General features: G+C 64.6%; 11 protein-coding genes. 7 read left to right on the forward strand and 4 right to left on the reverse strand.

From position 1 onward, the window contains the following. Nucleotides 1–94: 94 nt before the first annotated feature. The gene (locus tag GII31_RS11355) at nucleotides 95–1,852 is read left to right on the forward strand and encodes a serine/threonine protein kinase (RefSeq protein WP_213249584.1); all 1,758 of its coding nucleotides are present in this window, start codon (nucleotides 95–97) and stop codon (nucleotides 1,850–1,852) included. Nucleotides 1,853–1,868: 16 nt separating this feature from the next. Here the strand turns inward: GII31_RS11355 and GII31_RS11360 are convergent, their stop codons facing one another. Continuing rightward, complete coding sequence (locus GII31_RS11360) at nucleotides 1,869–3,398, reverse strand: hypothetical protein (protein ID WP_213249586.1); 1,530 nt, start codon at nucleotides 3,396–3,398, stop codon at nucleotides 1,869–1,871. 320 nt (nucleotides 3,399–3,718) lie between these two features. Between GII31_RS11360 and GII31_RS11365 the strand changes: the two genes are divergently transcribed. Together GII31_RS11365 and GII31_RS11370 are read left to right on the forward strand one after the other, a co-directional pair. Then, nucleotides 3,719–4,804 carry an SGNH/GDSL hydrolase family protein gene (locus GII31_RS11365; RefSeq protein ID WP_213249588.1) on the forward strand — a complete coding sequence of 362 codons (1,086 nt, stop codon included), beginning with the start codon at nucleotides 3,719–3,721 and terminating at the stop codon, nucleotides 4,802–4,804. Between the two features lie 267 nt (nucleotides 4,805–5,071). Next, complete coding sequence (locus tag GII31_RS11370) at nucleotides 5,072–6,376, forward strand: acyltransferase family protein (protein ID WP_246222229.1); 1,305 nt, start codon at nucleotides 5,072–5,074, stop codon at nucleotides 6,374–6,376. Nucleotides 6,377–6,432: 56 nt separating this feature from the next. On the opposite strand, the gene GII31_RS11375 is transcribed toward GII31_RS11370, so the two are convergent. Further along, nucleotides 6,433–8,061 carry an ABC-F family ATP-binding cassette domain-containing protein gene (locus tag GII31_RS11375; protein ID WP_213243154.1) on the reverse strand — a complete coding sequence of 543 codons (1,629 nt, stop codon included), beginning with the start codon at nucleotides 8,059–8,061 and terminating at the stop codon, nucleotides 6,433–6,435. Between the two features lie 297 nt (nucleotides 8,062–8,358). Here GII31_RS11375 and GII31_RS11380 point away from each other — a divergent pair, with 297 nt between their 5' ends. The 4 genes from GII31_RS11380 to GII31_RS11395 are packed head-to-tail and all read left to right on the forward strand — an operon-like array spanning nucleotide 8,359 to nucleotide 13,761. Next, the gene (locus GII31_RS11380; RefSeq protein ID WP_246221826.1) at nucleotides 8,359–10,359 is read left to right on the forward strand and encodes a glycosyltransferase; all 2,001 of its coding nucleotides are present in this window, start codon (nucleotides 8,359–8,361) and stop codon (nucleotides 10,357–10,359) included. Further along, entirely contained in the window at nucleotides 10,356–12,659 is a 2,304-nt protein-coding gene (locus GII31_RS11385) for a hypothetical protein (protein WP_213243158.1), read from the forward strand. Before GII31_RS11380 ends, GII31_RS11385 begins: the two co-directional genes overlap by 4 nt. Next, complete coding sequence (locus tag GII31_RS11390) at nucleotides 12,659–12,850, forward strand: hypothetical protein (protein WP_213243160.1); 192 nt, start codon at nucleotides 12,659–12,661, stop codon at nucleotides 12,848–12,850. Before GII31_RS11385 ends, GII31_RS11390 begins: the two co-directional genes overlap by 1 nt. Further along, nucleotides 12,844–13,761 carry a glycoside hydrolase family 16 protein gene (locus tag GII31_RS11395; protein ID WP_260839947.1) on the forward strand — a complete coding sequence of 306 codons (918 nt, stop codon included), beginning with the start codon at nucleotides 12,844–12,846 and terminating at the stop codon, nucleotides 13,759–13,761. The genes GII31_RS11390 and GII31_RS11395 overlap by 7 nt, the downstream gene beginning before the upstream one ends. Here the strand turns inward: GII31_RS11395 and GII31_RS11400 are convergent. Next, on the reverse strand, nucleotides 13,716–15,017 hold the full coding sequence (locus GII31_RS11400) for a lipopolysaccharide biosynthesis protein (RefSeq protein WP_246221828.1): 1,302 nt from the start codon (nucleotides 15,015–15,017) through the stop codon (nucleotides 13,716–13,718). The genes GII31_RS11395 and GII31_RS11400 overlap by 46 nt on opposite strands. Next, nucleotides 15,014–15,874 carry a glycosyltransferase family 2 protein gene (locus GII31_RS11405; RefSeq protein ID WP_213243164.1) on the reverse strand — a complete coding sequence of 287 codons (861 nt, stop codon included), beginning with the start codon at nucleotides 15,872–15,874 and terminating at the stop codon, nucleotides 15,014–15,016. Before GII31_RS11405 ends, GII31_RS11400 begins: the two co-directional genes overlap by 4 nt. Between the last annotated feature and the right edge of the window lie 279 nt (nucleotides 15,875–16,153).

The following is a 16,153-nucleotide window of genomic DNA, read 5'->3' on the forward strand; positions in this document are numbered from 1 at the left end:
GACCGCTGGGGTGGGCAGTGCCCCTTCGGTAGGGTCAGATGCAGCCACCCGTTCGCGACAGCGTGATCGACCGTGCCCAGCCGGGAGAGAGTGAATGAAACCAGGGGCGATCTTCGCCGAGCATTACCGCGTTTTGGCGCAGCTCGGTGTCGGCGGAATGGGCGAGGTGTATCTCGTCGAGAACACCCGACTCGGCCGTCGTGAGGCCCTCAAGATCCTGCACACCACCGACGACGAGGCGGTCACCCGGTTCGAGCGGGAGGCCCGTACCGCGGCACGGCTGTCCCACCCCTCGATCGCCGGTATCTATCACTACGGCACCGCCGGCGGCAGACCATGGTTCACGATGGTTTACGTCGACGGCACCGACCTCACCAAGGCCACGCTCACCGATGCCGAGGTGATCACAGTGCTCCGGTCTGTGGCCGGGGCGGTCGACTACGCGCACGACCAGCACGTGGTGCACCGCGACATCAAACCGGCCAACCTGATGGTCGGACGCGACCGTAGTGGCCGCATCGATCGCTCCTTCGTCCTGGATTTCGGGATCGCCCGCCCCGAAGGGGACCCACGCATCACGCACGCCAACATGTATATCGGTACCGTCGCCTACTCGGCACCGGAAACGTTCACCGGCGACGCCGTGGCGGCATCGGACATCTATTCGCTGGCCTGCACGGCGTTCGAACTGCTCAGCGCCAAGACACCGTTCGACGCCGAGACGGTCACCCAGTTGATGATCGCGCACGCGACCCGGCCACCGGCACCGCTCTCGCAGTACCGCGAGGATCTGGCCGCGGCCGATCCGGTGTTCAACCGTGCGCTGGCCAAAAAGCCCGAGGACCGGTACGACTCCTGCGCCGGTTTCGTCGACGCCCTCGAACATGCGGTGCTCAGCTCGCCGGGCGGCGGTACCGCCTCGCCGCCGTTGCCCATCGCTCCGGATCAGGGCAGCGGCCCGGTGTCGGGACCGCAGGGTGCGTTCCCTCCGGTGCACAACCCGCGGACCCCACCCCATTCCGGGCCCAATCCCTACAGTTCTGCCCCGCCGGGGCACAGCACCGGCACACCTGGGCCCGGGCCCACCCGGCCCGGCGGCCACGGTCCGGGATCCCCGCAACCGCCCTCCTACGGCGCCGCCCAGCAGGGTATGTCGCGGCCGTTTGCCACAGCCGCCGGTGGTGGCTTCCCCGGCGGGCAGCAGCCGGGCGGCGCCTATCCGGCGGGCCCGTTCGCCGGTGCGCAACAACCGCGAGGAGGTCCGGCCGTGGCTCCCTCTCGGTCCACGGGACTGTCCAAGACGGCATGGGGCTGGCTCATAGGCGGCGGCGTGGTAGTGCTCATCCTCGCGATCGTCGGCATCTCGGTGGCAGTACTGTCGGGCGACAACTCGAGCACAACGACGACTTCGTCCTCCTCCTCGTCGAGCAGCTCGCCGTCAAGTACATCGGTGTCGTCGACGGTGTCGCTGGCCGGGACCGTCGACTCGTCGGGCTATGTGTTCAACGGTTCGGCGACCGGTACGCCACGCAGTTGCCGATGGATCCGCGTGGTACCGCTCGCGACCGCCCAGACCGGTAAGTACGGCAAGATGTCCAGCGAGATTGTCAATCAGCTCGGTTGCATCAATCTCAAGCAGGAAACGGTGATGAGCCGCTGCCGCGAGCTCATGCCCGACGAGTCCGGCTACTGCGCGTTCTGGGATCCGCAGGGTGTGCTCTCCGGGCAGGTTCAGTCGGGCCGTCCGCTCCTGATCGTGCTGCGCAAGACGTGCCTCGATCGAGAAAACAAAACCAAATGGGCAGCCGGCCCCATTGGCGACGACTGCATCACCTACCCGAAGCAGCCCTGACCTCCGGTCCCGCCCGTCAGCCGTGCAGGCAAAGGTAGTCGGGGGCGGTGTGCAGCCTGTACACATTCAGGTGCAGTGCACCGTCGGTTTCACCTTTGCCGAACACCTCACGAGTGCTGACGAAGTCGTACGTACCCGAGTACAGATTCGCCGGTGGGTTGTCGGTGTCGATCGTGACGATGACGTCGGGGCGTCGGCGCAGCAGTTCGGCACCGACCACCGAACCCTGTTCTTGCCAGTTCGGGTCATGGACGCCGGTACGAATGCGGATGCCGGGGGCGGCGTTCTTCGCGATGGCCGAGTTGGTGAGTCCGCGCACGTCGATCACGGTCAGCTCGCGGTTGATGTAACCGAAATAGCCCACCTCGGAAAACGAGACCGTGGCGCCTTCCGGAAGGCAAGACGTCAAGCGCACACTTTCGATCCAGCTCGCGCTATACGGTCCGTAACCTCCGTCGGCGACGAGCGACCCGTTGTCCACGCCCCGGGTGTTCCACGCCGGATTGACGGTCTCCTGCCCGGGACCGGCAATGCAGATCAGCAATACACCCACGATCGCCGTACCCACGGCGGTACGCCCAGCTACCGGTGACCCTGTCGTGCTGGACGCAATAGCCTGCGCTACGATCTTCGCGCCATAGACGGCCATCACCGTGACAATAGGGGTGACCGCCGCGTAGTGCCGCGCTCCCCACATCCAATCACCACCCGACCGGAAGATGAACGCCGCCTGCACCGCAACCACCAGCGGCAGCACCAGCAGTATCGGGCTGTGTCGCCACCAGGAGACGAGGGCGGTGACGCCGAGTCCGAGTTGCAGGTACAGGGCCAGTAGACCGAGTACGCTGATCGTGCCCCACCACGGTTGTGCGTGCACGATGTACTCGTTACCCCAGTTGATGGCATCGGCAATCGGTACCTCTTTGGCGTAGTAGGTGTTGGGCATAAGCTCACCGAAGTAGATCAGTCGATAGGCGAGCAGCACCACCGCGACGACGGTCGGCGCGATGATCCACCTGGTGCGACGCGCAACGGGTTCGGCGCGATTCAGCAGTGTCCAGCCGATCGCGATAGCGGCCACCATGAGCACCGATTCAGGACGGACCAGCACCAGCAATCCCGCCCATCCGGCGGCGTGACGGTACGAGAACGAGGTGAGCGCAGCTAGCAACAGCACGATGAGCAGCACATTCATCGACGATTCGAGCAAGTTTGATGCCGATGCCGCGAGGTTCCACGACAGCGCCACCCCGACCGTGGACGCCAGCCTTCCGCGTGGCCCTAGTCCTACGTTCGCCGCGAGCCGTGCCGTCGGCCATAACACCGCCGCCCCGAACGCCACACCGATCACCTTGAGGATCAGGCCGGTGTAGTCGGCGGGCAAGATTGTGACCAGCGCGGCCACGAGCAGATGCAGGGGGCTGCTGTACCCCTCCACCTTGTCACCCAGGTTGAACACCGGTTCACCGTGGTGCAGCAGATTGTGCGCGATCCGCAGCGTAATGAAGCCGTCGTCGGGGGTCGTGCCCCAGGTGAGTAACACCATGACGAGGTATATCGGCAGGGCCGTTGCCGCCGGCCATTGTATCAACCGATCAAGAGTCGAACTCACGCACGGCGTGGCCCGCGCCTGGCTCGGGTCGTTATCCTCTGGCCGAACATCTGTCATCGTCTCGTCCCTTCCGGGTCCATGTCATGCCGGACCAGCATATCGAGGCAAGCCTAACCTAATTACTCCACCGGGAGTACGTAGCCGGTCACCCGGCCTAGCCCCTTGCAAGACACCCGAGAAACAAAGGCTAGGCAAACCTACATATAGGGGCTACGCTGGCGAACAGTACCTGACATTTGACAGAGGAGTGCAGCGTGGCATCACCGGTCTATACAAACCCAGCTTTCGCCGAGCACTGGAAAATGGCACTCCTCAAACGCAAAGGCCAGAAACCTGCCAGGATCGTCATCGTGTCGGGTTCTCTTTCGGAGATGATCTCCTACGGCGGCTGCACAAAGTCCTGGTGCGATATGCTGGGTGATCGGATATTCATTCCCACTTCAGCCGAATGGGGTCTCGGAACCAACGGCAATGGCGCAGATTTCTGGAATCCGACCAAGTCGACCAGCGGATCATTTTATGTCACCGCAGAAGTGGGAAATCACTCGCCTGTTCGTAAAGGAACCGCCACCGCCGGCGGCTTTATCGAGTGGGATGTTACCGAGTACCACCGCGTTCGGCCCTTGATTGTGAAAGCATCCTGGACCGGACATCCTGTAGTGTCCATCGATGATAGTACCCCGATCACCACGGATGCCATGAACTGGACCGTATGGGATCCTTCGGGAATAAGTCAGAATACCATACTGGGGCCGGCTTTCGACGTAACAGCTGCATCTAGCTTCAAATTGATTAAACCGAGCGTGGCGGACCTGATCGTCCACGGTATTGTGGTTGACAAGACGCTGAACACCGAGATTCAAGTTCTCAATCTCAGCCGATCCGGGACGACATCGGCGCAGTGGGGAACATGGTTTGAGCCCGCAAGGGACGGCGACGAATCCATGATCGAACTGACACGAGGGTTCAATCCCGACCTAGTCGCATTTGGCTCGTGGGGAAATGATTTTCATGAGGGAGTTAACCAGTCGACGCTCAACAGCCGTCTGGATGCGCTGTACGCCCGCCTTCAGGTCTTGTGTCCGAATGCGGACTTCTTCACCTGGAACGAACCACCCGCTGTGGACCCGAATGATCCATCGTTCGAAACAGCTTGGAACACCTTCAACCAGTGGATTCGCGACTGGAATGAAGCAAACGACATCCCATATTCAGACTGGGGAGCCTACATGCCTACCAGCGGTATCCACAATGAGTACTATGGAAGTGATCAGACTCACGGAAATGTCGCGTTCTCGCAATTGATTGCCGACGACAGCGCCGAGATCGTCCTTCCGTAGTTCCATTGCGGCGCTGATCCAAAATCATTGGAAATATTACTCGACCGCGCGACCGGGCCGCACCCATTCACCCCCTCCATGACCACTCAACCAGTAGCCTCTCATTCGAACGAAAGTGACGTTTATCACCGTAGGTGTGGCTTAGCTAAGTTCCTGGTCTACGCTATGGAGCGATTCAGGTGACCAGAAAACGTAGCGCGCAAGCGCGCACCGACAGCGAGTTGTCGGTGTTGTTGCGCGTGTACCGAGGGAAAGACGTTGGGCTCGATGTCTGCTGTGACCAATAGGCTGAGCGGAGAGGCCGTGGTCGGTCAGACGGTATCGAAACGGCTCGACATTCAGGGTCTGCGCGCGCTCGCGGTACTTGTCGTGGTGCTCAATCACCTGCACGTGCCGGGTTTTCTCGCCGGCTATGTCGGTGTCGACGTCTTCTTCGTGATCTCTGGCTATGTGATCACCCACATGCTGCTCCGCGATGGTGCGCGGCGCGGTGGCACAATCGGGTTCCTGAACTTCTACGCCAAACGCGCACGCCGTATTGTGCCGTCGGCGACGCTGATCATCGTCGTGACGATCATTGCGATCTTCGAACTCACCAGTTTCCTGCGTGGAGCACGACTGCTGCCGGACGCGACCGCATCGTCGCTGTTCCTCGCCAACACCCACTTCATCGCGACCGGAACCGAATACGCCGATGCCGGCAGCGGTCCTTCGCCGCTGCAGCACTACTGGTCGCTGGCGATCGAGGAACAGTTCTACCTGGCATGGCCGCTGGTGATGGCGCTGACCATGCTGGTTGTCGCCAAGGGCGCAGGGTTCGCCAAGAGCGAAAGGTTCGCCGGGGCCGGAGGCCTCACCAAGCTCGGAAGGTTCACCAATGGCGCAGGGTTCACACTGCGGCCGACGCTGCTGGCCGTCCTCGTCACGGTGGCGGCGGCAAGCTACATCCATTCGATCGTGCTCACTTCGAGCAACCTCACGGCCGCGTACTACTCACCGCTCACCAGATTCTGGGAGTTGATGCTCGGGTGCATACTCGCCGTCGCCGAGCCCTATATCGCACGCCGACTGTCACCGACCGTCGCGACAATCGTGGGTTGGGCAGGCTTCGTGGCGGTGGCCGCGTCCGTCGCCAAGATGCCCTACGACATGTTCCCGGGCTGGATTGCCGCTGTCCCGGCGCTCGGAGCCGCCGCGATCATCGTTGCGGGCCTGGCGCCGTCGAAGGCGAGCCCCTCGTTCATCTTGAGTATGCGGCTGCCTCGCTACGTCGGTGACATCTCGTATTCACTCTATTTGGTGCACTGGCCGATCATGGCCGTTGTCGCGGCGCGATACGGTCACGATTTTTCCGTGCTGACCAAGATTGTGCTGTTCCTGGGATCATTTCTCGGTGCCATGGTCCTCTATCACGCGTTTGAGGACCCTATTCGCCGGTCACGGTTCCTTGAGACTCGGCCGTGGGCCGGCCTGGCCATCATTCCCGCGTGTATCGCGATTGTTTTCGCGGTCGCGGCATTCGAACGCCACCGGTGGGCAATCGACGTTCCCCTGGTACAGAATCTGTTCTGACATCTGGGCCAGGCCGGTTGTAGCACAATCCTGAAACGCAGTCGAAAAAGGTCTGGTCAGGCGAGTTCGATCAGTTCTTGATACTCGTCGCTCCAGTGATCCTCGGTGCCGTCGGGCAACAGGATGACCCGTTGCGGATCGAGGGCCGCCGCCGCGCCCGGGTCGTGGGTGACCAGGACGACGGCACCCTTGTAGGAGCGCAGGGCGTCGAGCACCTGTTCACGCGAGACCGGGTCGAGGTTGTTGGTGGGTTCGTCGAGCAGCAGCACGTTGGCGGCCGAGGAGACCAGACCGGCCAGCGCCAGCCGAGTCTTCTCACCACCGGAGAGGGTACCGGCGGGCTGGTCGAGTTGTGGTCCGGTGAACATGAACGCGCCGAGCAATCCGCGCAGATCCTGCTCCCCCGCGTCGGGGGCGGCGTGCCGGATGTTCTCCCATACCGTCGCGTGATCGTCGAGGGTGTCGTGCTCCTGCGCGAAGTAGCCGATCTTGCAACCGAATCCGGGTTCGAGCTCGCCCAGGTCGGGCGTTTCGGCACCCGCGAGAATCTTGAGCAGCGTGGTCTTGCCTGCACCGTTGAGGCCCAGCACCACCACACGTGAACCCTTGTCGATGGCCAGGTCGACGCCGGTGAAGATCTCCAGCGAGCCATACACCTTGGTCAGGTCCTTGGCCATCAACGGTGTCCGCCCGCAGGTTGCGGGTTCGGGGAAGCGAATCTTCGCGGTCTTGTCGGCCACCCGCTCCTCGTCGAGGGCGTCGATCATGCGGTCAGCACGTTTGAGCATGTTCTGTGCCGCCGTCGCCTTGGTGGCCTTGGCGCCCAGCTTCGCGGCCTGCGCGCGCAACGCCGACGCCTTCTTCTCGGCGTTGGCGCGTTCCCGTTTACGGCGCTGCTCGTCGGTGGCCCGGGCATCGAGGTACCGCTTCCAGCCCATGTTGTAGATGTCGGCCTCACCACGCACCGCGTCGAGGAACCAGACCCGGTTCACCACGTCGGCGAGCAGTTCCACGTCGTGACTGATCACCACCAGACCGCCCTCGTGGCTCTGCAGAAAACTCCGGAGCCAGGTGATGGAGTCGGCGTCGAGGTGGTTGGTGGGCTCGTCGAGCAGAAGCGTTGTGTCGGACTTCCCGGAGCCGTCAGACGCGGCGAACAGAATGCGCGCCAACTCGATACGCCGCCGCTGACCGCCCGAGAGAGTGCGTAGCGGCTGGGCGAGCACCCGGTCGGGCAGGCCGAGGCTGCTACAGATGCGGGCGGCTTCGGACTCGGCGACGTATCCGCCGAGGGCGGCGAACCGCTCCTCCAGTCGGCCGTACTTGACGACGGCCTTGTCGCGGATCTTGTCGTCGGCCGATTCGGCCATCAGCGCCTGCTGCTTTTCCATCTGGTGCACGATCGCGTCAAGACCTCGGGCCGAAAGCACCCGATCCTTGGCGACAACCTCCAGGTCGCCCTCCTTGGGGTCCTGCGGCAGATAGCCGAGTTCGCCGCTGCGCAGGACGGTCCCGGCGTACGGCTCGGTCTCGCCCGCGAGAATGCGCAGGGTTGTTGTCTTTCCGGCGCCGTTGCGTCCGACCAGCCCGATGCGGTCGCCGGGCTGAATACGCAGCGCCGAGCCCGGTGCCGACAGCAACGTCCGGGCACCGGCTCGGACTTCAAGGTCGGTCGCGGTAATCACGACGGGCCAGTCTACCCGCCGATGTGCGTTCGGCCCGCATCGTCGTCGACGCTCCCGTCGTTGTCGGCGCCCACCGGCCCCGGCGCGCAGGCGGGGGTGACGACGACCGCCCGGCCTGGGAGTTTTCGGTCACAACCGACCGTTTCATGCGGCACATACCACGCCCGGGCCACCCGGGTTGGAGAACAGACAACCGTAATCTAGGCTAGGTTAGCCTCGCCTCATACAACGGAGACCTGACCTGTGCCAACACAACTCCCGATCGGTTTGCCCCCGAGCGGTACAACGCTATGCGCGGTGATCTGTTGCTACACTGCGCAGCGTTGGGACCTGTTGATCGAGGGCATCGGAGCCGCGGGGGCTCAGCTGCGCACGGGTGACCGGGTCGTCGTGGTCGTCGACCACAACGCCGACCTGCAGGCACGCCTGATCCGGCACTTCGGCGCCGACGGGGCGTTCCCCACGGTCGACGCCCCCGACTTGCACATCGTCGCCAATGCGCATACCCAGGGCCTGTCCGGGGCCCGCAACACGGGCCTGGACAAAGCCGATCAGGACGTGCTGGTCTACCTCGACGACGATGCCCTGCTCCGGCCGGATTCGCTGACGCATCTGCGTGCGCTGCTGGACAACCGGCCCGAGGTGGTGGCGGTCGGAGGAGGTGTGCATGCCGCGTGGGAGGGCGGCACGCCACGCTGGTTCCCCGAGGAGTTCGGGTGGGTTGTGGGCTGCGACTATCGCGGCATCGCCCCCTCCGGGAGCCAGGTACGCAATCCGATCGGTGCGGCGATGGCCGTACGACGTCCGGAGCTTGTCAAGATCGGCGGATTCAGTTCCGCCCTGGGGAGGGTCGGCACGCTGCCGGTCGGGTGCGAGGAAACACTTATGGGAATTGAACTACGCAACGCGTTTCCCGAATCCGCGGTGATCCGGGACAGCGGTTTCGCCGTCGATCATCACGTACCGCCGTCCCGGCAGACGCTGCGCTACTACCTCTCGCGGTGTCGGCACGAGGGACACTCGAAGGCAACACTGAGCACCATCGCGGGTGCGAGCTCGGCCTTCTCGGCCGAGACGTCCTACCTGACCCGCACCATCACGAGCGGCGTGCTGCGGTATCTCGGGCAGTTCGCCCGTGCGGACCTGTTCGCCCCGGTGCGTCTGCTGGTCATGGTTCTGGGGGTGTTCGTCACCGGCTTGGGCACGGTCCTGGGTACGGTCGGCAACAGTGTCGGCAGGTCGAGCCGTCGGCCCCGGGAACTGCCCACTCTCCAGAACCCGATCAGCCGCGACGACCTGGTCTCGATCGTCATCCCCACCGTCGGCCGCGATCAGCTGCTCAAGACCGTGCGCGCCGCGCTGGCCCAGCAGGACGTGAACGTCGAGGTCATCGTGGCCGACAACCGGCCCGGCACCGGCGACACCGTCCGGATCCTGTCGGTCATCGACGATCCCCGGCTGCAGATCGTGCCCGAACCTGTCGCGAGTGCCTCGCGTGCCCGCAACACCGGCATGGCCGCCGCGCGCGGCACCGTCGTGGCCCTCACCGATGACGACGCCATCCCCGAACCCCGCTGGGTGGCAAACATCCTCGATGTGTTCGTGCGCGATCGCACGCGGTCGATCGCGATGGTCACCGGACGTGTGGTGAGCACCGACTCCCCCACTGAATTGCAGACGATGTTCGAGGACGGCGGCATCTTCGACAAGGGCGACGACGCCAAGATCTGGACGATCGAACAGCGACCGCGCCTCGATGACCTGGCCGCGTACGCCGAACACCGGGTGTTCTTCCCGTACTCCACCGGCCCGGTCGGCGGTGCCGGAAACTGTGCGATCGCCCGCGAAGCCCTCGACGACATCGGTGGATTCGACGAACGCCTGGGCCCGGCCACGCCGACCCTCGGCGGTGAGGACCTGGACTACCTGCGCACCGCGCTGTTCCGGAACTGGGCGATCTACTACCAGCCGACCGCCGTCGTGAGCCACTACCATCGCGACAACATCGCCGACCTGCGCACTCAATGCTGGGGTTACGGCACCGGCATGTCCGCGTGCCTGACCAAACTGGTGGTGTCACGGCATCTGGTCGGCCTGCTGCGCCGGTTCCCGGCGGGAGTGCGAGAGCTGCTCGCGCCGAGCTCCAACCTGCATGCCCGGTATCCCGCCAGGTGGCCCTTCCACCTGCGCGTCATCGAGGTTTCCGGCTACCTTGCAGGCCCCCTTCTGTACGCGAAAAGCGCGTGGAACGTCCGTCGGCGAACCACCCGAAAGAACCAAGTGGGAGATCGCACGTGACACTGGTCGACCGGCCCGACTCGGGCTCCGCCGAAGCCGGCAGATACCGAGATGACGACGATCGCACCACCCTGGTGATCCCCACCACGCGGCGAGCGGTGCCCTACGGCTGGCATCCTCGCGCCGCACTGTGGGTGGCAACCGCGGTGGCCGCCGTAGCACTGATCGTCGCCGTCCTGGACTGGTCCGGTCTCGATGTCCCGGGGGTCATCCAGATTCCCGCGGTACTGTTCAGCGTGTTCCTGCTGCCAGGCATACCGATCGTCGTGGCGCTGCGCATCCCGGGCCGAGCGCTGGCCACAGCACTGCTCATCTCCGCCTCGCTGTCGGTGAACCTCCTGGTCACCCAGATGTCGATGGTGCTGGAGCTGTGGCATCCCGCGCAGACCCAGACCATGGTGGTGTCGGTCGGGCTGGCAGCCTCGCTCGCCGCCTTCCGGACGGTGCCCGCCGACTTCCGCACCGGATCACTCGGCCTGTCCCGCGCGCACTGGACGACCACGCGGCTGGCGCTGCTCGGTGCCCTCGCGGTCTCGCTGGTGCTGTTCGTCGTCGCAGCCCGCGGAATCGACATCCTCGAAGCGGGCCCCTACGGGATCATCCCGCTGGTCGGACCGTGGTATTTCCTCGGACTCGCGCTGCTGGCCACCACCATCGTCCTCACGCTGCGCGCCACCTACATCGATCACATCGTGATGGCCGCGGCCACCGCCCTGGCGGTCGTCTACAACACGATGTTGGTGGCGGTGGCCACCGGCGAGACATCGGTTCCCACCGCATTCGTGCACCGCGGATTCATCTCCGTCCTGGCCGCCATGCACCGGCTGCCCAATCTCGAGGACGCCCGCTACAGCTGGGCCGGCTTCTTCTCGCTGTCCACGCACATTCAGGAGTCGGCCGGATTCGCCGACCTGACCGATGTGCTGTTCTGGGCGCCGGTCGTCTTCGGTCCGCTGATGTGCTTCGGTTTGTACGCCATCGCCTCGGCGATCAGCGGTAACGTCCGCATCGCCTGGATGTCGGTTCTGCTGTACCAGGCGTTCAACTGGTATCAGCAGGACTACTTCGCACCCCAGGCCGTGGCCGGACTCGGGTACGTCGCCATCCTGGGCACCCTGCTGTGGCAACTTCGCACCGCACCCCTGCCGACGGCCGGCGGGATCGACCGGATTCTGCCGGGACGCCTGGGCGTCTGGCTGAGCCTGGGCAGGCGTACACCGGGACGGGTATCGGGTTTCGGTCCCGGCCGGACGCTGGCCGTCGGTGCCGTCCTGCTGCTGATCATCACCGCGAACACGGTGTCCCATCAGATGACGCCGATGCTGACGGTGCTCGCGCTCGCCGCGTTCGCCTTCACCGGCACCACCCGCTACCGCACGCTGTGGCTGGCCGCGGGCCTGATCTTCGCCGCCTGGTTCAGTTACGGTGCGACCGACTTCTGGATGGGCCACCTCAACTCGCTGTTCAATGAGGTCGGCCAGATCGGCTACTCGGTCAACCGCGGTGTCGGACAGCGCCTCAACGGTGATCCCACCTACAAGAGCATGCAGTATCTGCGGATCGGTGCCTCCGGTGTCTTCGTCATCGTGGCATTCATCGGCTGGCTCACCTGCCGGGGCCGCCGCGCGTGGTTCGTCTCGGGTCTGCTGTGCGCGGCGCCGTTCGTGCTGGTTGCTCTGCAGAGCTACGGCGGTGAGATGATCATCCGCGTCTTCCTGCTGGCCTCCCCGACGCTGGCGCCGTTCGTGGCGATCGCTTTGGTCAGGTACTCACGTCGGCTCCGTCGGGTGCCCACCACCGTCATGACGGTGGTCGCGATCATCCTGGCCCTGGGAGTGGGTGTGCTCGAAACCACCAACCGCGGTCTCAACGCCGCGTTCGAGGCCTCGACCAAGGCGGAGGACGCCCTGACGCAGGGGCTGATCAACAAGGTGCCGCCCAATTCGTCGGTGATGGTGTTCAGCCACGCGCCGCACTCGGTGGGCCCCCGGCGCACGATGGACCCGAACCGCCCGGTCGTCGGCTACATCGACAGCTTCCCGTGCCTGGACAACCTGGCCCAATGTACCGAGAACCGTCAGCCCGACTACGTGCTGATCACCCATCAGGGCATCGCGATGATGGACCTGCAGATGGGTAAGCCGGTCGCCGACATGGAACGGGACATCGCCGAGATCCTGGAGCTCGACGACTACGAGCTGTTCATCGAGACCGATTCAGTGCGGATTCTGCACTTTGTGGACGCGCCGACGTTGGATCTGTCGGCAGAACTCGCCCGTTCCGAAGGAAAGGACAGCTGATGGCTGCCACCATGCTCATCCTGGCCGGTGTATTCATCGTGGCCGGAGCACTTCTGCAGGAGCGGGAGGTCAGTGATTGGGGCTCGATCGGCCGTGGGGCGATCGCCCACGTGATCGGCGCGTGCACGCTGGTGTTCTCGGTCTTCGCGGCCATTCTGACGTTCCAGCGGCTTGTCGAGATGGCGTGGTGAAGGTCAGCGTCCGGCGCCGGATACGCCCGACGATCGTCGCCGCCCTGGCTGCCGGCCTGATGCTGACATCGTGCGGAGATTCCGGCGGAAGCGATTCGGCCGCTGACAAGTTGGACTGTGAGCATCGCGCGACGATCAGCGGTGTCGCGCCGCCCCATGCGATCGACGAAACGTGGCAGTCGGTCTTCGTCGACGACTTCAACCGGTGCGAACTCGGCGAGAACTGGTCGGCCTACGACGGCCGTCCCGGCGGCGCCAAGTACGGCAAGTGGCATCCATCGATGGTCTCCATCGACAACGGTGCACTGCGCCTGCACAGCAGGCGCGACGGCGACGACTGGAAGATCGGCGGTGTGTCGAACTGGCCGGTGACCCAGAAGTACGGCCGCTGGGAGGTTCGGTACAAGGTCCAGCCCAATGCCGACATTTCCTACCATTTCCTGCTGTGGCCCCAGAACGAGAAATGGCCACCGGAGATCGACTTCGCTGAGGACGTGTCCTCGCAGCGCGACGGGATCGCCGCCTTCTTGCATTGGAAGGACGGAAGTACCAAGCGCAAGGCCAACGCGCACATCGCCGGCGACTTCACCGACTGGCGCACCGTGGGTGTCGAATGGGCGCCGGGAATTGTCCGCTATCTGCTCGACGGCAAGGTGTGGGCGATCTCCCGCTCACCTGAGCGCGCACCGACCACACCGATGTGGATGGGTCTGCAGATGGGTGCCGGCGCGTGCCAGCTGCGCGAGGAGTGGAACATGAAGCCGTGCACCGCGGTTGAGCCACGTCCGCTGGAGTCGTCGGTCGATATCGACTGGATCGCCGTGTACGACGTGATGACCTCGTACTCGTCACTGGCGAAGAGCGGCTACTTCGACAATGCCCCGGATGCGGTGGACCTCACCGATTCGTAGCCGGTGAGCTCCCCCGTCCGCGCGAGTTCACGCACCGCCCGGATCAGGGGGACGATCACCAGCACCACGATCAGCGCCTCCGCGCAGATCGTGGACCAGCCCACGGCGACCAGGCCGTGCCCTCCCAGCAACGTCGTCGCCAGAGCCAGATTCACGACGGCACCGGCGACCTGGGCAGCGAGTGCGGGGAGTAGGCGATTGCGGACCCGGCTGACCGCGACGAAGATCATCCCGACTGCCGCGAGCGGCAGTGCCAGCGAGCACACCCGCAGCAACGTGGTCCCGTTGTCCGCGTAGTCGTCTCCGGCGAGGCGGAGGAACAGCGGACCGACGGTCGCCAGCCCCACCGCCGATATCGTGGCCACCCCCATCATGATGGCGATGAACCGATAGGTGAGATGGCGCAAGTCGGTGTCGCCGGCACTGGCTTCGGCGACGTACGGCCCGATCAGCATCGTCAGGAGCACGATGACAGCGGTGATGAGTTGCCACACAATGGCGAAGTACGCGTTCTGTCCTGCCCCGACCTGGGCGATGACAATCATCGGCAGCAGCAGCGGGGTCAGTGAGTTGGCGACGTAGATCCCATAGTTGCCGACGATGAATCGCTGCTGGGCGCGCCACGGCGGCAGTGCCGGCGGGACCGGATGCGCCGTGGTGATGCGGCGCCGGATCTCGCGGATGACAATCACCCAGAGGATGATCGCGCCCACCAGCGCGGTCACCACCCACGTTGCGACGATCCCCTGCCGTCCCAGAAACGACGCGACCCCGACCGCCGCCACGAGTTTGACCACCGCGTGCACAACGTTCTTGACCGCCGACCATTCGGCACGTTGCAGACCGATGCAGATGTGGTCGATCAGAGCGAACAGCGACAACGATGCGACGGCTACCGGGAAGAACGCCACCTGCCACGCGTCCGCGAACATCTCGTCCACCGGACCGAAGGCCAGAAAGCCCGCAGCCAGCACCCCGCCGAACAGCACGCCCACGGCCAATCCGTTGGTGAGCAATCGTAGTGACAGCGGTCCGGCCACCGGCAGAAAGCGCTCAAAGTAGGCGCCGAGGCCGAGGTTTCCGAAAGCGGCCAGCATCGAAGCGGCGAAGATGATCGCCGCCGCCGCGCCGACCTCGGTGGCCGGATACATCCGGCCGACGACGATCCAGTAGACCAAACCCAAACCGGCCGTAGCAATCCCGGAGATTGCTACGGCCAGCGAGTTACGGGCGAGACCCGGCTGGGGTCTGCTCACCCGGCCAGTTCGCCGGCCGATGCCGACACTGCGCTGCCGGCGCGCACACCGTGGCGCTCGGAGGCGCGGTGCGCCTTCCAGTGCTGCCATTCTTGACGGATGGTGCGCAGCACGCGCATTCCGTCGCTGTAGGCGTTCAGGTTGCTGCGGCCGTGCAGGCGCGGACCCTCGAAGCTGCCCACTTCGGCGATCGTGATGCCGGCGGTGGCCAGTCGCACGTTGATCACGGTCTCGATCTCGAAGCCGTCGCCCCACTGGGCACGCGAGTACTGGGTGGGCGGCAGCTCCATGAGCTCGGCATGACGCGCCCAGAAGGCGTTGTAGCCGTAGCACAGATCCGAGAACTTGGTGTGGAAGGCGACATTGACGATGGTGTTGAGACCCTTGTTGCCGATGCGGCGCAGGGTGGTGATGTCGGTGCTGCCGCCGCCGTCGACGAATCGGCTACCCTTGGCGAAGTCCGCGCCGTCGGTCAGCGCTTTGACGAACAGCGGGATCTCGGCCGGATCGGTCGACCCGTCGGCATCGATCATGACGATGATGTCCCCGACGCATGCCTCGATGCCGCAGGCGAGCGCGTTGCCCTTGCCCGAGCGGGTCTGCACCACGAAGGTGGCCTCGGGCCATAGTGACTGGGCGACGGCGACGGTGTCATCGGAGGAGTTTCCGTCGACGAAGACGATCTGGTCGATGCCGCCCGGCATGCGGTGGGCGACGTAGGGGAGATTTTTCGCCTCGTTCATCGCGGGGATGATCACCGAGACCGTCGGCCGGTTGTGGTGTACGGATGAGTCCGTGCCCACCGGAAGCTCGGTCACGTTGTCGGTACGTCCGTCATGAGCGGGAGCGTCTTGCATGTGTGAGCCCTGTCGTTGCTGGTGTTCTGAGCGCCCGCTGTTCGGGCATCGATGATTCGCGCTGCCGGCGATCGGCGCAGCCGGGAGGATGCGCGGTTCATCCGGTTTCTAAGCGATCGTTAAGCTACCGCTATTAAACAAGGCTAGCCTAATCAAAACAAGGTGGCACTAAGTGAGGGACCTCACAAAACTCGGCCACGGCCGGCTCCCCCGCGTACCACCCGACGCACGCACGACTTGTCCGAGTTCGCTACGGTGAGCCGGTGAGCACGTCCATTC

The sequence above is a fragment of the Gordonia pseudamarae genome (assembly GCF_025273675.1).
Taxonomy (GTDB): Bacteria; Actinomycetota; Actinomycetes; order Mycobacteriales; family Mycobacteriaceae; genus Gordonia; species Gordonia pseudamarae.